Raw genomic sequence first — 21,093 nt, forward strand, 5'->3', positions numbered from 1 at the left:
ATCTCCGAAGTTTGATAGTCTTGTAGGGGGTGTGGTGTCGCGTTAATTTGATCTTGTAGCTGTGCTTTTTGCGTATGTATTTTAATAGGGCGCATATTCAATGCGTTTTGGTTTTTATCGGAAGTTTAAAGTTAGCATTAAATAAATAAAACAACATAAGTTTAGTTCATTAGGATTTGATCCGTATAGGTTGGTGCAAAAACGAATCGGGTCCTTTTTTTTATTGGTTTAGCCCTGTGCCCTGCTATAAGCGGCTTTTTGAATGTCAGGCAATTTTGCAGTCTTTGTAACTCGCTGATTTTAGGCTTCATGCATTCGTGTAATTGCTCAGCAAAAGTTGTAGCTTGCTTGTAACAGCGCTGCGGCAAGCAAAGAAATGTTGTGGCTCGTGCGTTGCACGGCTGCAATAAGCAAGAAATTTTTCTGGCGACCTTGTCGCACGGCTGCGATATACGAAAAAAGGTTGTGGAAGGCATGTCGCAATGTTGCAGCATGCGAAAAAATATTGTGGAAGGTATGTCGCAGTATTGTAATTAGGAAAAAATGTTGTTGCTCACCTGTTGCAGGGCTGTAACGTACAAAAAAGAATGAAGGAAGCCTGCTGCGCGGCTGTAAGAGGCAAGAAACTTTTATGGCGACCTCGCCGCACGGCTGCGGCATATAAGAAAGAGTTTTGGAAGGCCTGTAGTGGCAATGCAATATTCGAAAAAAAAGTTGTGAGAGCACGTTGCGTGGCTGCGGTAAGGGAATTTGATTCGGTCGGACATAAAAACAAAACCCCGATCCGTCAGCAGACGGACCGGGATTCATTAGTTATAGTAAAATGGATTAGAAAATGGTCTATTCTTCTTCCTGCTCGGCTTCGTAAGCTTTCAGCAGTTCTTCCTGCACGTCTGTAGGAACTTTTTCGTATCCGTCGAAATTCATTTTAAACACGCCTCTACCGCCGGTAATCGAACTTAGCGAAGTGGTGTATTTGAACATTTCTTTTTGCGGTACTTTAGCTGTAATTTTCTCCATGCCTTTTTCCGAGCCCATACCCATAATCATGGCACGACGTCCCTGCAGGTCGCTCATTGCATCGCCCATGCGGTCTGACGGTACCCAAACTTCAAGATTTAAAATTGGCTCAAGAATTTTAGGACCTGCACTTTTAAAGGCCATGCTAAAGGCATTACGTCCGGCCAGTTTAAACGAAATTTCGTTCGAGTCAACCGGGTGCATTTTTCCGTCGTAAACATAAACGATAATATCGCGGGCATACGAACCGGTAAGCGGACCTTCCTCGATTTTCTCCATAATTCCTTTCAGAATAGCCGGTAGAAAGCGGGCGTCGATCGATCCGCCAACAATACTGTTCACAAATACCAGTTTACCGCCCCAGTCCAATTTGTGCTCTTCAACCGCACGAACCGAAATTTTCTGCTCCTTATCGCCAAATTTAAACATGGTTTTAGGAGCAGCACCTTCTTCGTAAGGTTCAATAATCATGTGTACCTCGCCAAACTGTCCGGCACCACCCGATTGTTTTTTGTGGCGGTAATCGGCCTGAGCAGGTTTGGTAATGGTTTCGCGATACGGAATTTTTGGCTTCAGGTATTCCACTTCTACTTTGTGAACCTGGTCGAAATACCATTTTAATACGTTGAGGTGGTATTCGCCCTGTCCGTGTATCAATTGTTGTTTTAATTCTTTCGAGTACTCAATTACGTAAGTTGGATCTTCGTATTTGATCTTACTTAGGATTTCGCCTACTTTCTCGTCGTCGGAATCGTTAACAGCCTTAGCTGCTACAGTGTGGCGCGGCGTAGGAAATACAATCGGAGCAAATGCAGTTCCAATTTCTTTGGCTGACAGTGTTTGGTTGAATCGTGTTTCTTTCAGTTTAACGGTACAACCAAGGTCGCCTGCGTGAAGCTCTTCAACTTTCTCGCGGCTTTTACCATCAGGTACAAACACCTGCGATAAGCGTTCTTTGTTTCCGGTTTTTGAGTTGATGAGGTCTAAACCTTCTTTAACAATTCCCGACATTACTTTGAAATAGGTGATCTCACCAACGTGAGGCTCAACAGCAGTTTTAAAAACAAAAAGGCTTGGCGGTTGCGAAGCATCCATTGTTACCTCTTTTCCGGCAACAATTTTACCCATTTTCTTTTCCTTGGGTGTCGGAGCAATATTGGTAATAAACTCCATTAAGCGGCCAACACCAATGCTTTTCTTTGCACAGGTACAGAATACAGGAAACAGGGTAAGGTCGAGCATTCCCAGCTTAATACCTTTGCGCATTTCGTCTTCGGTAAGTGTTCCTTTTTCGAAATACAGCTCCATTAAAGCTTCTTCGTTTTCGGCAGCTTTTTCAACCAGTTCGTTGTGCAGTTCTTCTGCTTTCTCCATTTCCGATTCAGGAATGTCGGAAATTTCAGGTTTACCGCTATCGTCTTTGTAGGTGTACATCTTCATTTTAAGTACATCGATAATAGACGAAAAGCCTGTTCCTGCATCAACAGGGTATTGTACTATGGTAGTTTTATTACCAAAAGTAGTTTTGCACTGATCAAGTGTGCTATCGTAATTCGAGTTTTCGTGATCGAGCTGATTAAAAACCACAACAAGTGGCGTGTGTGCGTTATCGGCATGGCGGGCTGCGGCCTCGGTACCGGCTTCAATGCCGTTTGATGCGTTAACCGTTAGTAAACCTAGTGCCGTAACACTTAACGACGAAACAACACCTCCGCACAGATCGTCCATCCCCGGGGTGTCCATTATATTTATTTTTTTTCCGTTGTATTCGGTGTGCATCAGGGTTGAGAAAACAGAATTGCCATAATCCTGCTCTATCGGGTTGTAGTCGGATACGGTATTTTTTGAACCAACATCACCTTTACGTTTTATAATTCCACCCTCGAACAGCATAGCTTCTGCAAGGGTGGTTTTCCCACTGCCGGCATTACCAATTAGAGCAATGTTCCGAACTTCATCGGTTTTGTAAACTTTCATAGTATATAAGTTTTATTGATTTATTTATTCTCGTTTTCTTCATCATTTTGAAGCGAGGTCATCAAAAATAGTAATAATTTATTAACAATCAAGAGGTAGAAATCAGGTGGAAAAAATATATAATCCGGCCCCTGTATAGTAATGGTGTTAATGCGCATCAAAACAGCTTTTTAAGTACTTTTGTTAATAATTGTTATAGTCTGAAATCATTATAAATAAGGGGGTGTAGCGAATTATCAGAATAGCATAACAATTATATCAATTAAAAAACATATGTCCTGTTTAAGCCCCTTTCAGCGCCCTTTTGGTTTGTTAATTAATTTAGAACAAATAAAAATAAGTGATAAAAATTCTTTTTTGTCTGGAATTTTCATTTACATTTGCACAGTGTGATATAAGTCACATAGAAATAATTTTAAAGCGCAATGGTTAATACTTTCTCTAAAATAGCAATGATGAAAATGACATGTATGATGTGTATGTGTTGTGATGTTATTGTTGTGCAGAGGAACTGACCATAGATTGAAAATATTACTCGATTTGAAAGGCTCTTCTGTATTTGCAGAAGGGCTTTTTTTTTAGAATAATTCAGATGACAGAATGATAGTTTAAATAGTGATATGGCGTATGGCAAAAGAAAATGGAAATACAGTTGAGAGGAAACGAAGGAGTATCGTAAAAACGATTTCGTGGCGCACCATCGGTACCATCGATACCATTCTGATCTCGTGGTTTGTGGTGGGCGATATAAATTTTGCGGTTACCATTGGTGGTGTCGAGCTTTTTACCAAAATGACTTTATACTTTTTTCATGAGCGCGCCTGGAACAAAATCAGCTTCGGAAGGGTTAAACATACACCAATTGAATACGAAATATAAACAGTATGGATGACAAGAATTTTTTACCAATTGCAATTGATATTGCCAACCAGAAAATACTGATAGTTGGTGGCGGAAAAAGTGCTTACAGCAAGCTAAAGATCTTGCAGCGCCACAACGCTGAAGTTGAGATACTGGCCATTGATGTATGCGATGAAATTAAAAACAGCGGGGTGAAATACATTGAAGCGCCGTATCATAAAAAATATTTAAAAGACTATTTAATGCTTTATTCCTGCTCGAACAACGAAGAGCTCGACCGGCAAATTGAAAAAGACTGTCGCGAAGAAAAGGTATTAGTTAATATTCATGATAAACCATCTCGCTGTCAGTTTGTTTCTCCTGCTATCTACCGACATGGAAATATTTCGGTGGCGGTGAGCTCGAATGGCGAGAATGTTTATGAATCGATTAGAATAAGAAATTTAATAAAAGATAAGTTGCAACTTGAAGATTGAGTTGGATACGTTCAATTCAATCTCTTAATTAAAAATCAAAAATGAGTTTAAAAGCAAATCCATTAAATGATGCACAGTTAAGTGCTTTAAGCCAGTTGGTTGAAGGCTTGAATAAAGAGCAGACTGTTTGGTTAAATGGTTATTTTGAGGGGCGATTGGCAGCCCTTGGAGGAGTTGAAGTGCCAGCTGCAGCAGGAACAACTGTAAGTGCAGCTGCTCCGGCACCACAAAGTTCGATTAATCTTACCATTTTATATGGTACCGAAACCGGACACTCGCAGGGACTGGCCGAAAAATTAGGAGAGAAAGCTTCGTTTAAAGGAATTAATGTCCAGGTTTTGAGTTTGTACGATTACAATTATAAAAAGCTGCACGAGGAAGACAATGTAGCGATAGTTGTTAGTACCCATGGCGAAGGCGATCCGCCGGATATGGCCGAAGATTTTTACAAATACGTCACCGGGCCGCGCGCGCCTCAACTCGAGGGAGTAAACTATTCGGTGCTGGCATTGGGTGATAAAACCTACAAACATTTTTGTAAAACCGGCGAAGAAATTGATGTGGCATTAAAAAACCTGGGTGGTTACCGAATTACGCCAGCCGTAAAATGCGATGTGGATTACGAGCAACCATCAGAAATGTGGATGAACAACTTTCTGCTTAACCTGTCGGCTACTGAAACTCCGGAACCTGCCGCAGCAGGTGGATCAACAGCAACAGCAGGCGGTATTGGAGAGGAGTTCTCAAAGTCAAATCCATATATGGCCACGGTATTAGAGAAAGTTCGGATTACCGGAAGCGATTCCGACAAGGAAGTGTACCATGTTGAACTTTCGCTTGAAGGATCAGGTCTGGAATACGAACCGGGCGATTCGTTGGGGATTTTCACCAAAAACCCTGAAGCTTTGGTAGAAGATATTCTGGCTTTTACGGGATTCGATCCGGAACAGAAAGTTGATGTTGGTGAAGACGAGATGAGCATAAAGGAGGCTTTGTCGCATCACCTTGAAATTACAATATTGACTTTTGATTTGCTGAACAAATACCAGGAGAAAACAAAGAATGCCGAACTGGCCAAATTGCTTGCCGACGATGAGGCACTGGATGAATATTTGTATGGCCACGATGTGCTCGACCTGCTGGAAGATTACCCTTTCGAGTGGAACGCGCGCAAACTGGTTGAGGTTTTACGTCCTATTCCGCCACGCTTGTATTCTATTTCATCAAGCATGGAAAGTGTGGGAGAGGAAGTTCACGTTACCGTTTCGGTTGTGCGTTACGAGCGTAAAAACCGCAAACGCAATGGAGCATGTTCGTCTCACCTTGCCGATAGCATTGAAATTGATGAGCAAATACCGATTTACATCGACAAAAATCCATCGTTTAAATTGCCGGCCAACGGATCAAAAATTATCATGGTTGGCGCCGGAACCGGTGTAGCACCGTATCGCGCTTTTATGCAGCATCGCGAGAGTATGGGCATTAAAGGAGAGTCGTGGTTGTTTTTTGGCGACCGTCGTTTTAGCTCCGATTTCCTGTACCAAACCGAGTGGCAAAAGCTATTAAAGAATGAAATACTAACCAAAATAGATGTGGCTTTTAGTCGCGACCAGGAAGAAAAAGTTTATGTGCAGCATAAGCTAAAAGAGCAGCAAAAGGAAGTGTTCGACTGGCTGGAAAACGGTGCCCACTTGTATTTGTGTGGCGATATGAAATACATGGCCAAAGATGTAAACAAGGCTTTGCTTGATATCATTCAAACTCAGGGTGGAATCAGTGAGGAACAAGCCGAAAAATATGTGAAAAATTTGAAACGTGAAAAGCGTTTCCAAACCGATGTTTATTAGTGAGACTCAACTTCTAAAAGTGTAACGCATTAAAAGTTATTAGTCGACCTAATCCCGAGAATAAAGTTCATCGGGATAAATAAAAATAGCAGGAGCGACTGCAACTACCTTCATGTAGTTGCTCCTGAAACTATAACCCAAAAATTATGAGTGAAAATATTAACTGGCAGGAGCTTTCAGAAGTTGAAAAGCTCAAATACGATAGTAACTATTTACGGGGAACCTTAACCGAAAGTCTGGCCGATCCGATTACCGGGGCCATATCGGATGGAGATACGCAAATCTCGAAATTCCATGGTATTTATCAGCAGTGGGATCGCGATATTGACAAAGAGCGAAAACGGCAAAAACTGGAACCTGCCTTTTCATTTTTGATACGGTTGCGTATGCCCGGCGGAAGATTTACGCCAGGGCAATGGCTGGCAATGGATGAGTTGTCGGAAAAATATGCCAATGGTACATTGAAATTGACAACAAGGCAAACATTTCAGTTGCACGGTGTACTGAAGCGCAATCTGAAGGCCACCATTAAAGAAATGAACGACCATTTGATGGACACCATAGCTGCGTGTGGCGATGTAAACCGTAACGTAATGAGCCATGCCAATCCGGCGCAGTCATCGTTTCATGCTGAAGTGATTGAGACAGCTAAAAATATCAGCGAGCATCTTTTGCCCAAAACAGGTGCTTACCACGAAATCTGGCTGGATAAAAAACTTGTGGCCGACAGTAAAGAGGAAGTGGAACCCTTGTACGGAAACCGTTACCTGCCGCGAAAATTTAAAATCGGGATTGTAATTCCACCACATAATGATTGTGATGTTTTTTCGCAGGATTTGGGTTTTATTGCCATTGTTGAAAACGACAAAATTGTTGGGTATAATGTTGCTGTTGGCGGTGGTTTGGGAACTACTTTCGGGAAACCCGAAACTTATCCGAGAACCGGAACTGTAATTGGTTTTTGTACCCCAGGTCAAATTATTGATGTTGCAGAGAAAGTGGTGCTGGTACAGCGTGATAACGGTAATCGAAAAGACCGGAAACAGGCCCGTTTAAAATACACCATCGACCGAATGGGTGTAGAGGAGTTCGTTGCAGAACTGACAAAGTACCTGGGGTATGAACTGGAGCCGGAACGCGAATATGTTTTAGACCGAAACGGAGATGATTTTGGCTGGATAAAAGGCAGCGACAAAAAGTGGCATCTCACTTATTTTGTAGAAGGCGGCCGCGTGCTTGACCGGGGAGAATACAAACTGAAAACCGCTCTTCGTGAGATATCAAAAGTGATCGACGGTGATATTATCTTAACCGGAAATCAGAACCTGATCATTTCGGGAATGAGCACAAAAGTGAAAAACCAGGTGGATGCCTTACTAAAAACTTATGGCGTGTCTCCTGAAGATATTTCCGGCTTGCGAAAAAATTCAATTGCCTGTGTTGCTTTGCCAACATGCCCGCTGGCATTTGCTGAAGCCGAACGTTATCTGCCTGATTTGGTATCGAAAATTGAAACAATACTGAATGAACACGAGCTGGGCAAAGAAGAGATTGTAATTCGTATGACCGGCTGCCCCAATGGTTGCGGGCGTCCTTATCTGGCCGAAATTGGCCTGATCGGTAAATCGCCGGGTTACTACAATTTATACCTTGGTGGAAGTTTTAACGGATCGCGTTTGAATACGCTCTACAAACAAACCATCAACGAGGAAGGGATACTGAACGAGCTACGTCCGATTATTGCTGATTTTGCAGCAAACCGTGAGGATGGAGAGCATTTTGGCGACTTTGTTATCCGCAATAATTATGTGGAGGAAATTAAAGAAGGCAAGTATTTTAAGCACTAATTCCATTAGTAACAGGTAGAAATCAAAACTTAAAAAGCAAACAAACATGAGAACAACAGTATCGATATTAGGTTGTGGATGGCTTGGAACAGCGTTGGGAAGATCATTGCTCCGAAAAGGCTGGAAAGTTAAAGGTTCGGTGGCGTCAACGCAAAGTTACAACCGGCTTGAGGTGAGTGGAATTAGTGCATTTTATGTGAAAGCCAAAGCGCAATCGCTGACGGTGGATTACAATAGTTTTTTCAATACCGATGTGCTTATTATCAGCATTCCGCCAACGCGAACAGATTGTGTGGAGGACTCATACCCAAAAAAAATTGAGCAGGTGATTGCCAAAGTTGAGGAGTTGAACATTAAAAAAGTTCTTTTTATTTCTTCAACGTCGGTGTACGAATCGAAAAATGCAGAAGTAAAAGAAGGTGATGAGGGAACGCCGGAAAAAGCCAGTGGGCGAGCTTTGTTAAAAGCGGAAAAACTGTTGCTGAATAATCCGGCATTTCAAACTACTGTAATTCGTTTTGGCGGTTTGATCGGATACGACCGCAATCCGGCACGTTTTGTACAAGGCAAAAATACACCGGTTTTTGATGCACCTGTAAATTTGATTCACCGCGACGATTGCATAAATATCATCACTCAAATTATTGAAAAAGATATTTGGGGCGAGGTGTTCAATGCATCGAGCCCTGAGCATCCCGGACGAAATGAGTTTTATGCAAAAGCTGCAAAAATCAGTGATCTGCCAATTCCGGTGTTTTCAAAAGACAAAGGAAGTTACAAGGTGATTAACAGCGATAAACTTATTGAGGCGTTGGATTATAAGTTTGTATATCAAAGTCCGATGGACTACTTAAAAGAAGTGGAAGAGTGGGCCTACAGAATTTAGATATGGAACAGTTGGGAAAAGTTTATATTGTAGGAGCGGGCCCCGGACCGGCAGATTTACTCACTGTGAAAGCGCACAATTGTATTAAAGAGGCAGATGTGATTTTATACGATGCCTTGATTTCGCGCGATGTTCGGGCGCTTTTCCCGGAGAATGCAGAACTTATTTTTGTGGGTAAACGTGCCGGCGATGGCGTTGATGTAACGGAGCGGCAAAACTCCATCCACCACAAAATTGAAAAGCACGCAAAACAGGGGAAAGTGGTGGTGCGTGTGAAATCGGGAGATCCGATGATTTTTAGCCGGGGAGCGGAAGAAACCTCGTATCTGCAGGAAAAAAATATCCCTTTTGAAGTGGTGCCGGGTATTTCGGCGTTTAATGCGGCATCGGCGGAATTTGGTATTCCGTTAACCGACCGGCGGGGAAGCAACTCGCTGCACCTGCTTTCAGGACGCGATGTGGCTGGGAAATTGCTCAGCGTAAAACAGTTGGTAAGTATTCTGGAAAACCGCGGGACCGCTGTGATTTACATGGGCACGAAAGTACTGGAGGAAATTTACGAGGCGCTGGATGTCTTTCACCGCGAATGTATTCAGACTACAATCGTTTCACGTTCCGGCCGGTGGGATGCACAAAAGTTTAAAGGGACATTGCAGGAGATGGTTTCTTTGAATAGCGAAACACCTGTAAAAACGCCGGCTTTGATTTATTTACGAATGGAATGTTGATATAGCAATTTAATGTTCGTTGCTGTTTTGCAGTACTCAAAAAACTTCGTGGCCAGATTATTTTCGTTTCTTTTGTCTTCATGCCAGACGGGCAGTTCCTTTTCCAGTCGATGAAAAGGAACCAAAAATCTTGTCAAAAAATAACCTTTGCGTTTTTTCAATGTTGTAGGTTAGCCCGACTGACGGATTTTTGACGAGCCCGCACCAGTTTCATTACTCTGTAGGTTTAGGGAGAACTAGAATTGCAGCGCCACCTATTATTTGTAGAAATATATTGAATTTTAAAAAGGCGTTTCATTAGTGGAACGGCCTCTTTTGGTCTTTGTCAGGAGGTGAAATGAAACCTTAATGAGAGCGGGAAGCTCCGAAGAATTGAGGAGATCACCCGTCCGAATTTAGGTTTTATGAAACGGAGGATAAAGATCAAAAGCAGCCTTGATTTTTTTGCTTCGTTTTTGCATTAAGGCAAAAATGAAGGCCTCCGGCAGGAGATTTAAACTTTTATGGGTTTCAAAAGATAGTTTGGCAAATGGCAAATTGATAAGCTACTGTTAAGCGTAAATCGATAACAACGAAATAGCAATTAGCACAACTGAAACAGAATAGTAAACGAGGATTTTTATAAACCGGCTACGACTCTGCCTGGTCAGGAATGAAGATATTAACCCGAGGTTGGCAATAAAAAGAGCGAACAACATAAGAACAATGTGTTCTACGGGCCACAATCTTTTGGCAACCATATTATTGCTTTCGTCGGGGATGTACTGAAAATCGAAACCTGATCCCAGATTCGTAAACATTATCAGCCCTAAAATAAGTTGCAGATACAAGGCCACAATAAAAGCAATGGCAACATACTTGTCGGTTTTGGCGTAGGGCAGGTGGTTTTTTATTCCACGAACCGAGCGGTAAATCAACGTAACCGCCAAAAGTAAAAATGATACACTAACAATGTCGTGTATTATTTTTACTACGTCGGATGTGATTATTGCGCTCAGATTCATAATTTTCAGTATTCAGTCTCAGTTTGCAGTCTCAGTTTTAATTTCGCAGACTCTTTGTTTTGTATCCAGTTTCCGGTTTTCATTAGCGGAGTTTTCTTATCCTTCGCCAATCGAAAATCGTTAATCTTCATTCTCAAATCAACCGTTCCAGTTTGCACTTTTGATCCAGTCGACAACGAATTTAGCATTTTCAACCGGAATGCCGGGAACAAATCCATGACCTACGTTAAAAATCCATTTGTCTTCTTTTGCTCCAAACGAAAGGTATTCCTGCAATTTTGTTTCAATCACTTCCTGGTTGGCAAACAGAATACGTGGATCTAAATTTCCCTGAATTCCCATGTCTGCCGGGATCATTTCGCGTGCTTCTTTAATTGGTACCTGCCAGTCGACACTGATAAAGTCGGCATCGCCGGGTTGCAACTGTTTTAAACCGGTTCCCAAACCTTTTGGTAAGAAAATGGTTGGCGTACCAGTTTCCATTACTGCTGCCGATATTTTTCGTACAAACGGCATAATCAATTCCATATATAAATCTGCAGGGATAAGTCCTGCGTGCGTTTCAAAAATCTGAAAAGCAGCAATGCCATGTTTTACCTGGTTTAATGCGTACTCAATCGACAAATCGGTAATGGCAGCTAACAGTTGTTTTGCCAGCTTTTTGTCTTTATACAACAGCGAAACCGCATCCGGGAAAGTGTGGTTTGTTCCCAATCCCTGCACCATGTAACAAAGCGTTGTAAATGGCGCACCGCAAAAACCAATCAGCGGGAAATCCGCCGGTTTGGTTTCCTGTATTTTGTCGATAACATCATAAATGTATTCCAGTTTTGTGGCGTCCGGATTGATAAGTGACATCGGATCGTCAAGGTCTTTTAAAGCCGTGGCAAAACGTGGCCCTGAATCGGTAAATGTCAATTCCATTCCCATCGCCTCGGGAATTACAAGAATATCGGAAAAAAGAATAGCTGCGTCAACGCCCAAATCGTAAACCGGGAGCAGCGTAACTTTGGCTGCCAGTTCCGGATCGCGCATCAGTTCTTTAAAGCTATACTGTTTCCGCATTTCAAGGTACGACGGCAAAACTCTTCCCGCCTGACGCATAAACCACACCGGTGGCCGTTCCGTTTTTTGCCCTTCAAGTGTTTTTATAAATATTCCTTTTTCCATCTATTTTGGTATTTCTTTCTTATCAACAAAATTTGTGTAACTATCTGCAAAATATATCCAACTGGTTTCTGATTGAAATGATTGAATGGATTGACGAGATTGAGTTAATCCGCATCAATCTACAATCAATCTTTAATCGATCTTCTTTCAATCTCTCTTCCTAAGCTAATTGTTTTAAGGCGTTTAAATTGGCGTTGATGATGTTGTCGATATCTTTATCGGTGTGTGCGTACGAAACAAACAAACATTCAAACTGCGACGGCGCAATGTACATACCGCTCTCCAATGACATTTTGAAATATTCTGCATAACGTGCAGTATCTGCACTCATTGCTTCCTCATATGAGCTCACTTTTTCTTCGTTAGTGAAGAACAAGGTCATCATCGATCCAACACGGTTCAACACTGCTTTGATACCTGTTTCTTTCAGGTTGTTGCGAATTCCTTCTTCCAGCTTTTTAGCTTTCCGCTCCAATTCCGGGTAGAAGTCGGCAGTGTTCAGGATCAGTTTCAACATGGTGCTTCCGGCTGCCATCGCCAATGGATTTCCCGACAAAGTTCCTGCCTGGTATATTGGACCGTTTGGCGCCAGTTGATCCATAATTTCTTTTTTACCACCGTAAGCGCCAACCGGCAAACCTCCGCCAATGATTTTTCCCAGAGTGGTAATATCGGGCATTACGTTAAAGTATTCCTGTGCACCTCCTTTTGCCAAACGGAAACCGGTGATCACCTCGTCAAAAATAAGCAGTGCGCCATTTTTAGTGGCAATTTCGCGCAGTCCCTCCAAAAATCCTTTTTCAGGAAGAACAACACCCATGTTTCCGGCAACCGGTTCAACAATAATTGCAGCAATATTTTCTCCGTCTTCAGCGAATAGTTGTTCTACTGAAGCCAGATCGTTATAATTGGCCAGCAAGGTATCTTTTGCATTTCCGGCAGTTACGCCCGGACTATCAGGTAATCCCAGAGTGATAGCTCCTGAGCCGGCTTTGATCAGAAAACTGTCTCCGTGACCGTGGTAATTACCCACAAACTTTACAATTTTCTCGCGGCCTGTGTAACCACGTGCCAAACGAATGGCGCTCATTGTGGCTTCAGTTCCCGAGTTCACCATACGCACTTTTTCTATCGATGGCACCATCTCAACGATTAGCTCTGCCATTTCTGTTTCGTACAAGGTAGGAGCACCGTAACTGGTTCCTTTTTGTGCGGCTTCATTAATGGCTGAAACAATTTCAGGGTGTGCATGACCAAAAATCAGTGGCCCCCACGACGATACAAAATCAGTGTATTGGTTTCCGTCCAGATCAACAACTGTTGATCCATTGGCACAGTCGATAAAAACCGGATTTAGATTAACACTTTTAAAAGCCCTAACCGGAGAATTTACGCCTCCCGGAATACTTTGCTGAGCTTGCTGAAATGCTTCTATACTTTTTGAAAACTGCATGTTCTATCCTTTTATTCCATTCAAAATTTTCGCTGCCTCAACAGCTGAATACGTAATAATAATATCGGCGCCGGCTCTTTTTATCGAGGTAAGAATTTCCATCATCACACGCGGCCCGTCGATCCAATCTTTCTCTTCAGCTGCTTTTAACATCGAGAATTCGCCACTAACATTATAGGCAGCCGTTGGCATTTTGAATTCGGTTTTTACACGGTAAATAATATCGAGAAATGAAAGCGCCGGTTTTACCATAACAATGTCGGCACCTTCGGCAATGTCGAGTTCTACCTCGCGCATGGCTTCGTCTGAATTGGCCGGATTCATTTGATAAGTGGCACGGTTGCCAAATTTTGGTGCACTTTCCGCAGCTTCACGGAATGGCCCGTAAAAACCCGATGCATATTTAGCCGAATAAGCCATGATCGGAATTTTCTCGAATTTGTTGTCATCCAATGCTTCGCGGATACGTCCAACGCGTCCGTCCATCATATCGCTCGGAGCAATCATATCTGCACCGGCTTCTGCCAATGAAACTGATTGTGCGGCCAATGTTTCAAGTGTGGTATCGTTATCCACATCGCCATCAATTATGGTTCCGCAATGTCCGTGAGTGGTGTATTCGCAATTACACACGTCGGCAATGACATACAAATTCGGAAGTTCAGCTTTTATGGCACGAATGGCTTGCTGTACAATACCGTTGTGCTGACAGGCAACTGTTCCGTCTTCGTCTTTTTCGGCAGGAATGCCAAACAAAAGAACCGCTTTCACGCCTGATGCCGCAACCTCCTTACATTCCTCAACCAGGTTTTCAACTGATAATTGGAAATTGCCCGGCATTGAGCTGATCGGGTTGCGAACGTTGGTTCCGGCACAAACAAAAAGTGGCATCACCAAATCGTCAACCGATAGTTTTGTTTCGGTTACCATGTCGCGTAAAACCGAATTGTATCTTAATCTTCTTAATCTTGTTTCAGGAAACATCATATAGTGTAGTTTTATTTGGTTTGATAATAGTCGATTATTGCTTTGTACAGTCCTTCAGCATTTGAATTTTCTGCGGTAACCAATGGTTCGGCACCACCTTGTCGGATAGCTTCCGAGGTTGTTTCACCAATGCTGGCCATTTTCACACATGAAATATTTTCAGTGCCATAAAAGTGGCAGAAATTGTTAAACGTTGACGGACTTGTAAATACGATCAGATCGTAATTGTCATTCGAAATCGTATCCAGTATTTTCGAATCAGCACCCGATGGTTTTACCGTTTGATATGTATTGATACGGGTAACTGTATTTGTTTTTGACAATTCGGTCTCCAGTTTATCACCGGCCAGCTTTCCGAGGGCCAGTAAAATATTTTGGTTTTGCAGATTGTGCTTCTCTGCTAATTCCTTTAGCAGGCCGTCAGATGAATTCTCACTTGCCGTAAAATACGGCGCATAACCGTAATAATCCAGTTCTGCTGCTGTGTTTTTGCCAATCACGGCAATCTTTAAATCGTTGGGCAAAGTGGTATTGCCTAAGGTTTCGATAAGTTGTTTGAAGAAACTAACAACGCCATTTTTGCTGGTGAAAATAATCCACTGAAACTGATCGAGATTTTGTAAAGATTGTTCTTCTGCTGCAGTCAGTTGTGTCTGTTCAATTTGAATCATTGGCAGCGAAACAACCGATGCGCCTGCTTTTGTAAGCAGCTCAGGAAGATCATCGTGAATATCAGCCGGACGAGTTGAAATGATCACCTTGTCATTTAGCGGAAGTTCCGTTTTTGTAACAGGTAAATTCTCCGTGCGGATTGCATCCAGAATTTCTTTTCCGCCGGCGTTAAATAATTTATTGGCCAGGTTTCTTGCCAATTCATTGGCATCTTCAACCGGTCCGGTTGCCGTTTCTTTCAAAAATTTACTTCCGTCGATGCTGGCAATAAAACCGGTTATCTTTACCTGATCACCTTCAACTTTGCAGGTGCTTCCCACCGGAATTTGGCAACCGCCTTCCAAAGAATTCAGAAACACACGTTCTGCCGAACTTGTAATCATCGTTTCCTTGTGATTGATCTGCGCAATAATTGCTTCAATCTCCGGATCGTTATCTTTTATTTCGATTGCGATTGCACCTTGACCACACGCCGGAATCATTGTTTCCGGGTCAAGAATTTCGGTGATCGCATCATCCATTTCTAAACGTTGTAATCCGGCTCCTGCCATGATCATGGCATCGCAGTAACCTTCATTCATTTTGCGGATGCGCGTGTTTACGTTTCCTCTGATTTCAACGATATTAAAATCGGGATTCAAACGAAGCAATTGTGCTTTGCGGCGTAAACTTGAAGTTGCGATTATATGCTCCGAAGTCAGTTCCGAAAGTTTTAAATGATCTTTGCTGACCAGTGCGTCGTTAACGGTTCCTCTTTCCAGTACGGCTCCCAGTTTTGTTCCTTCAGGAAAAATAGTGGGAAGGTCTTTTAAACTGTGCACGGCCATGTCGATTTCGTTGTTGAACATGGCTACTTCCAGCTCTTTGGTAAAAAGGCCTTTATCGCCGATTTTTGACAACGGGACATCCAGAATTTTGTCGCCTTTTGTTTTTATAACAACAATCTCAAATTGCTTTTCAGGGAATTTTGGTTTCAGTTCATCTTTTACCCTATAAGCTTGATATAAGGCAAGTTTACTGCCTCGTGTACCAATGCGAATTATATGTTTCATGGAGCGAGCTTGAACAGATCGTTAACGAGTTCGATGTATTCTTTTTTACGCCCGTTATCGGTGATCGATTTAACGTTTTTAATCATCAGGCGAATAAATTTATTGGTAATATGGTCGGCGTACATCGAAGCTTCATCGGTGTTGTCTTTCGACTGTCGTTTGATAAAACCTTCGAGTTCGGCTTCATTTATTTTCTTGAAATTATCGCTGATGCTTTGGAAAGTCGGAGTAAGGTTACGGGTGTGTTGCCAGTCGCTAAAATCGGTAACAAACTCGGCAATGATAGCTTCTGCTTTTTCAATTTCACCCTTACGAATATCAAATGTTTTATCGACAACGGCATTTAAATCATCGATATCGTTAACAAAAACATTTTCTATTTCTGCTACGTTCGGTGCAACGTTATGCGGTACTGAAAGATCGACAAAAAACATTGGTTTATATTGTCTTTCAATCATTACCTGTTCCACCATTTCTTTTGTAATAAGTGGCTTTTTCGATGCGGTTGATGTAACTACAATGTCGTTGTGAACCAGTTCATTTTGCAGTTCCGAAAATTCTCTGGCCACTCCTTTGTAGCGTTTTGCCAGTTCCTGCGCTTTTTCTGCGGTACGGTTAATAATGGTGAACTTGCTGCATCCTTTTTTCAGCAGATTTTGCAGTGTGAGTTCACCTGTTTGACCAGCTCCAAGCAACAATGTTGGATGCGAACTAAGATTGTGCAGTTTTTTGTTAGCCAGTTCAACGGCAGCGTAACTAATTGAAACGGCTCCTTTTGAGAGTGCAGTTTCTGTTCTAACTTTTTTACCGGCCTCAAAAGCCTTGTTAAACAGGCGAATTAGAGTTGGAGTGTGCAGCTCATATTTGTCGGCAATGGCAAAAGCATCTTTCAACTGGCCAACAATCTGATATTCGCCCAGCGCCATTGAGTTGAGGCCCGATGCTACACGGAATAAATGTTGCGAAGCTTCGTCCTGAAATTTGTGGTAAAAATGTGCTCCCACACTTTTATCCGCTTTCCTCCAGTCAAAAAGCATTTTTGCCAATGTTGATGTACAATCAAAAATGTCTTTTTCCGGGTAGTCAAAATATATTTCGGTACGGTTGCATGTCGAAACAACGATTGCACCGTTTATACCTGCGTCGATTAATTGCGGCACAAAACGCTTCACATCTTCTTCGCAAAAAACAAATTTTTCGCGAACTTTTATAGGAGCAGTTTTGTGGTTTAATCCAAGTAATCCTATCATGAATGAATTGATTAAGTCTTGATTTTGAAACAATACTATTAAAACAATCTGTAGAAAATCTGTAGAAAAAACAAGATTTGGAGGGGTATTGAACAAAGGCTTGTAAGTGTTGTGTTAATGTGTCAGAAAAACAGGAGATTAAGCGGTGTTGTTATTTTGAGATTCAGTCTTCAAAATTCTTTGTTTCCGGGTTGAAAATAATGCTAAAATTGTGCAAATTATTCTCATAGGAATAAAGGGCCTTAAAACCCGAAACTTCGCATATTTTCTGAACGATGGCAAGCCCCAATCCAACTGAACTGTCGGAGGATGATGATTTGTAAAATCGTTTGAAAATATCGTCGGCGTTTCCCTCGATTTTTTCACCGCTGTTGGCAATCGTTAGTTGCGTTTCCGTTGTGGATATTGAAATAGAACCGTTTTTATGATTGTGGCGTATGGCATTTTTTAACAGGTTGGAAATAAGAATGTCGGCCAGGTACGGATTCATTTCAACAAAATATGCTTTGCCGGGGCTTACCACCGAAATCTTTTTGCTTTCGATAACATCTTCAAGGAACGAAAGTTGGGTGTTGATAATTTGAGTTAAATCGATTTTTTTGACTTCCGGAAATTGACGGTTTCCAATTTTAGAAAGCAACAGCAAGGTATTGGTCAGGCGCGAAAGTTTGTTGGAAGCTTCGTACGCGTCACTAATTGTTTTTAGTTCTTTCTCCTGCATACAATCCGACTGCAGCAAAAGCTCCATTTTTGAAATAATTACGGCAATGGGAGTCTGCAGTTCGTGAGAGGCATTTTCAGTATATTCCTTCAGGTTATAATAGTCTTCTTTTATGCGCTCGGTCATCGAAGTTAAAACCTTGTTTAGCTCGTTGAATTCCTTGATGTCGCTTTCTTTCAACTGAAAATCTTCGTGGGTGTTCAGGTCGTATTTTTTTATTTTGTTGATGGTGTCGTAAAACGATTTTAGTGTTTTTTGCGAAATATGCCGGTTTAGCACCAAAAGTCCTACAATAAGGGCAACTACCAACAGAGTCATTGATAAAATAATGCGGACCATCAGGTTGTCGGTTTCGGCGTGCGATTTAAAGATTCGTACCAGGTATTTTTGCCCGCCAATCTCCGAAACAAACTGCAGTTGACGGTAAGCGGTGTAAGCGCCTGTTTCATTGTTCACAATTAGCGTATCGGAATAACCTTCAACCGGAGTTTGGTTAGCAGGAATCGGAGTTATTTCAACCTTTTTTTCAAAATCGGTCGGTGTGGTAGCAGCCGAGTGTGCGGATTTCAATTCGTTCAGAATACTGGTTTGCCGTTTTTGCAGCTCAACATTAATGTTTTGGTTTACTTGCTGTCGGAGTAAAAAATAAAAAGCAATTAGCCCTACCAGAAAAATGAAAAGGGAAATGGAGAGGAAATTGAGACTTATTTTGGTAAGTAGTTTCATTATTTTTCTTTCTGGCTTTGCCTTTTATTCCTGGGTTAAATCAAATTTATAACCAACGCCGTAAATAGTTTTAATATAATCGGCACATCCTTTTTTTATGAGCTTTTTGCGCAGGTTTTTAATATGGCCGTATATAAAATCGTACGAATCGGCAATGTCCATATAGTCGCCCCAGAGGTGTTGTGCCAAACCTGTTTTGGTAATTACCTTGTTTTTGTTGGCCACAAAAAACTGAAGCAGTTCGTACTCTTTTTTGGTGAGTTGCAACTCGTCGTCGTTTACAAAAACCTGGTGCGAATCAGGAAGAATCTTTATTTCGTTGACCAGAATATGATTGTCGCCATCGAAATTTATTCGCCGGTTAATCGATTTTAAGTGCGCATTTAATTCGGCCAGATGAAAAGGTTTTGTGAGGTAATTATCAGCACCAATTTCGAGTCCTTCAATTCTGTTTTCCACCGAATCGCGTGCCGAAATAATAATGATCCCCATTTTTTTATTGTCCTTTTTTACCTGCCGGATAAGGTCGAGCCCGCTGCCGCCCGGCAAATTAATATCTACCAAAATGCAATCGTAAAAATGAATTTCAATATGTTCGGCCGCCGTGTTGTAATCGTAGGCAGTTTCGCACACATAACCTTCATCGGTCAGGTACTGAAAAATGGCGTCGGATAAAGCTATTTCGTCTTCTATAATCAGAATCTTCATGAATGCTTATTTTCAATTTGCAATATAATAACTTTTCAATCTTATGTCGTCATTTGTTCGAACTGAGTTAGAATATGGCCTTTAAGTTGTACCGTTCAAAAACTTTATAATTATCTTGCGCTATGCAAAAAAATAAACTTTGTTGCCGTATTTATCCGGTGGTAATTATTCTTGTTTCAGCCGTTATTTCTGCTGCCATTTTTTATTTTAGGGAAGGAGCGCACCAATTTCGTTTTCTAACTGAAAAGGTGGCATTTTTCGATTTTTTTGGAATAAGTATGGTAATTGCAGTGCTGCCGGTTGCACTATATTATTATTTAAGCGAGAAAGAACGATTTCAGAATTCGGCACGGCCAATATCGTTGCTTGGTTTTTTGCCAGCTTTAATTTATCTGATCTTTATTCTGTTATGATCCCGGGGAGTTGTAGAGTTATGTGAGATCACAAAAAAACACAATAGAATCAACTTTTTATACAGTAATTCTATTGTGTTTTTTTGTATTGTTTTATTCCGGGATTGTATCCTGAAGCGAAGGCGTTTCTTCTGTTTTCTGGCGTTTAAAGATATAACGTGTAATAAAAATACCATTGGTGTCATCAGCACCGCCGTAACTTTCAACACCGGTATTTACAAAAGCCAGTTCCCATCCCTGGCTCATCATATCGTTAATTTTAGAGGTTAACAATGCATCGTTCGAAGCAATGTTCTGAAAACGGATACCTCCAACATTAAAAAAGTTGAGCAGCTTTGTTTCGTCGTAATCCTTAATACGAATTTCTTCGCGGTCGCTTTTGTTTCTGTCTCCGTTTTCGGCTGTTTGTCGTGTGGTAAATTCTTTGTAATCCACTTCGTGATCGGTAGAAATTAAACGCGAACGGCCAACGCCACTTGGAATGATCGATTCGATAGTGGTAATTATTTTTACCTCGTATTGCGGAGTTTCCTGTCCGTTAGCTGCCGGCGATAAAAATATCGCCAAAAGGATGAACATGAGTGCTTGTTTCATTTTGTATTTGTTTTTGTGATTTATAACTTGTTCTGAATGACGAATCCTTATTCTTTAATTTCTTTTCTGAAATAATATCGTGTAAGAAATAATCCGTTCGGATCATTCGCACTTTCGCTATCGTCATTAATCAGTGCCTTGAAGATTTCTTTTTTCACACTGGCATTGGCCATTTTGCTTTCAACACCGGTTTTTACATCAAACAGCTCCCATCCGTTGGACAGCATTTCGTTAATTTTCGATGTTATCAACGCATCATTCGAGGCAATGTTCTGGAACCGGATTCCTCCTTCGTTGTAGAAGTTCAGTAACTTGGTTTCTTCATATTCCTTAATGCGTATTTCACTTCGTTTACTTTTGTTTTTGTCGTTTTTTGCTGCCGTTTGTTGCGAGGTAAAATCCTGGTAATTTACTTCCACAACCAGCGAAATCATTCGCGATCTTCCCAGGCCGCTCGGAACCAGCGATTCAATACAGCTAACAACCTTAATGTCGTATTTTGGCTGTTGGGCCAGTGCAAATACAGGCAGGCAAAAAAGCATGAATAAAGAAATTCGAATTTTGAGGTGCATTCTGAAACTAATTATGTTTAGCGCTAACAAATATAGTTAATTCATATTATCAACTTTATAGCAAAGGATAAAAACAAAAATCGATGCTCCAGGATTTTGTATGCTGATAACTCTGTTAGTATCAAATCG

Annotated in this window: 19 protein-coding genes; 7 read left to right on the forward strand and 12 right to left on the reverse strand. The window is 41.5% G+C overall.

The features are described 5' to 3' along the window. Positions 1-327: 327 nt before the first annotated feature. Positions 328-660, reverse strand: a complete 333-nt coding sequence (locus G4420_RS08410; protein WP_163323161.1) for a hypothetical protein — start codon at positions 658-660, stop codon at positions 328-330. A gap of 180 nt (positions 661-840) precedes the next feature. Further along, entirely contained in the window at positions 841-2,997 is a 2,157-nt protein-coding gene (locus tag G4420_RS08415) for an elongation factor G (protein WP_163323162.1), read from the reverse strand. 627 nt (positions 2,998-3,624) lie between these two features. On the opposite strand from G4420_RS08415, the gene G4420_RS08420 reads away from it, so the two are divergent. The 6 genes from G4420_RS08420 (at position 3,625) to cobA (ending at position 9,642) form a co-directional block, all read left to right on the forward strand. After that, positions 3,625-3,876 carry a DUF2061 domain-containing protein gene (locus G4420_RS08420; protein WP_163323164.1) on the forward strand — a complete coding sequence of 84 codons (252 nt, stop codon included), beginning with the start codon at positions 3,625-3,627 and terminating at the stop codon, positions 3,874-3,876. Between the two features lie 5 nt (positions 3,877-3,881). Further along, positions 3,882-4,334 (forward strand): precorrin-2 dehydrogenase/sirohydrochlorin ferrochelatase family protein, encoded by a 453-nt coding sequence (locus G4420_RS08425; RefSeq protein ID WP_163323166.1) that lies wholly within the window; start codon positions 3,882-3,884, stop codon positions 4,332-4,334. A 41-nt stretch (positions 4,335-4,375) separates the two neighbouring features. Beyond that, the gene (locus tag G4420_RS08430; protein ID WP_163323168.1) at positions 4,376-6,181 is read left to right on the forward strand and encodes an assimilatory sulfite reductase (NADPH) flavoprotein subunit; all 1,806 of its coding nucleotides are present in this window, start codon (positions 4,376-4,378) and stop codon (positions 6,179-6,181) included. A 146-nt stretch (positions 6,182-6,327) separates the two neighbouring features. Next, entirely contained in the window at positions 6,328-8,028 is a 1,701-nt protein-coding gene (cysI, locus tag G4420_RS08435) for an assimilatory sulfite reductase (NADPH) hemoprotein subunit (protein WP_163323170.1), read from the forward strand. A gap of 46 nt (positions 8,029-8,074) precedes the next feature. Next, the gene (locus G4420_RS08440) at positions 8,075-8,914 is read left to right on the forward strand and encodes a Rossmann-fold NAD(P)-binding domain-containing protein (protein ID WP_163323172.1); all 840 of its coding nucleotides are present in this window, start codon (positions 8,075-8,077) and stop codon (positions 8,912-8,914) included. 2 nt (positions 8,915-8,916) lie between these two features. Further along, on the forward strand, positions 8,917-9,642 hold the full coding sequence (gene cobA / locus G4420_RS08445) for a uroporphyrinogen-III C-methyltransferase (protein ID WP_163323173.1): 726 nt from the start codon (positions 8,917-8,919) through the stop codon (positions 9,640-9,642). Between the two features lie 551 nt (positions 9,643-10,193). Here the strand turns inward: cobA and G4420_RS08450 are convergent. From G4420_RS08450 to G4420_RS08485, 8 genes are all read right to left on the reverse strand, one after another. Further along, the gene (locus tag G4420_RS08450; protein ID WP_163323175.1) at positions 10,194-10,646 is read right to left on the reverse strand and encodes a hypothetical protein; all 453 of its coding nucleotides are present in this window, start codon (positions 10,644-10,646) and stop codon (positions 10,194-10,196) included. A 138-nt stretch (positions 10,647-10,784) separates the two neighbouring features. After that, complete coding sequence (gene hemE, locus G4420_RS08455) at positions 10,785-11,816, reverse strand: uroporphyrinogen decarboxylase (protein WP_163323176.1); 1,032 nt, start codon at positions 11,814-11,816, stop codon at positions 10,785-10,787. A gap of 160 nt (positions 11,817-11,976) precedes the next feature. Further along, positions 11,977-13,269, reverse strand: coding sequence for a glutamate-1-semialdehyde 2,1-aminomutase (gene hemL / locus G4420_RS08460; RefSeq protein ID WP_163323178.1), 1,293 nt, complete (start codon positions 13,267-13,269; stop codon positions 11,977-11,979). Between the two features lie 3 nt (positions 13,270-13,272). After that, positions 13,273-14,256: a porphobilinogen synthase gene (gene hemB / locus G4420_RS08465; RefSeq protein ID WP_163323179.1), complete on the reverse strand. Its 984-nt coding sequence runs from the start codon at positions 14,254-14,256 to the stop codon at positions 13,273-13,275. Positions 14,257-14,267: 11 nt separating this feature from the next. Then, the gene (gene hemC / locus G4420_RS08470) at positions 14,268-15,980 is read right to left on the reverse strand and encodes a hydroxymethylbilane synthase (RefSeq protein ID WP_163323181.1); all 1,713 of its coding nucleotides are present in this window, start codon (positions 15,978-15,980) and stop codon (positions 14,268-14,270) included. After that, the gene (hemA, locus tag G4420_RS08475) at positions 15,977-17,230 is read right to left on the reverse strand and encodes a glutamyl-tRNA reductase (RefSeq protein WP_163323183.1); all 1,254 of its coding nucleotides are present in this window, start codon (positions 17,228-17,230) and stop codon (positions 15,977-15,979) included. The genes hemC and hemA overlap by 4 nt, the downstream gene beginning before the upstream one ends. A gap of 163 nt (positions 17,231-17,393) precedes the next feature. Continuing rightward, positions 17,394-18,677 (reverse strand): sensor histidine kinase, encoded by a 1,284-nt coding sequence (locus tag G4420_RS08480; RefSeq protein ID WP_163323185.1) that lies wholly within the window; start codon positions 18,675-18,677, stop codon positions 17,394-17,396. Between the two features lie 24 nt (positions 18,678-18,701). Further along, a complete protein-coding gene (locus G4420_RS08485; protein ID WP_163323187.1) occupies positions 18,702-19,385 on the reverse strand; it encodes a response regulator transcription factor in 684 nt (227 codons plus the stop codon). A gap of 122 nt (positions 19,386-19,507) precedes the next feature. On the opposite strand from G4420_RS08485, the gene G4420_RS08490 reads away from it, so the two are divergent. Continuing rightward, positions 19,508-19,798 carry a hypothetical protein gene (locus tag G4420_RS08490; RefSeq protein WP_163323189.1) on the forward strand — a complete coding sequence of 97 codons (291 nt, stop codon included), beginning with the start codon at positions 19,508-19,510 and terminating at the stop codon, positions 19,796-19,798. 93 nt (positions 19,799-19,891) lie between these two features. Here the strand turns inward: G4420_RS08490 and G4420_RS08495 are convergent, their stop codons facing one another. Both G4420_RS08495 and G4420_RS08500 read right to left on the reverse strand, forming a co-directional pair. Further along, entirely contained in the window at positions 19,892-20,392 is a 501-nt protein-coding gene (locus tag G4420_RS08495) for a hypothetical protein (protein WP_163323190.1), read from the reverse strand. A 47-nt stretch (positions 20,393-20,439) separates the two neighbouring features. Further along, positions 20,440-20,964, reverse strand: a complete 525-nt coding sequence (locus G4420_RS08500) for a hypothetical protein (protein ID WP_204273633.1) — start codon at positions 20,962-20,964, stop codon at positions 20,440-20,442. Positions 20,965-21,093: the final 129 nt, after the last annotated feature.

It is taken from the genome of Draconibacterium mangrovi (assembly GCF_010586825.1).
GTDB lineage: Bacteria > Bacteroidota > Bacteroidia > Bacteroidales > Prolixibacteraceae > Draconibacterium > Draconibacterium mangrovi.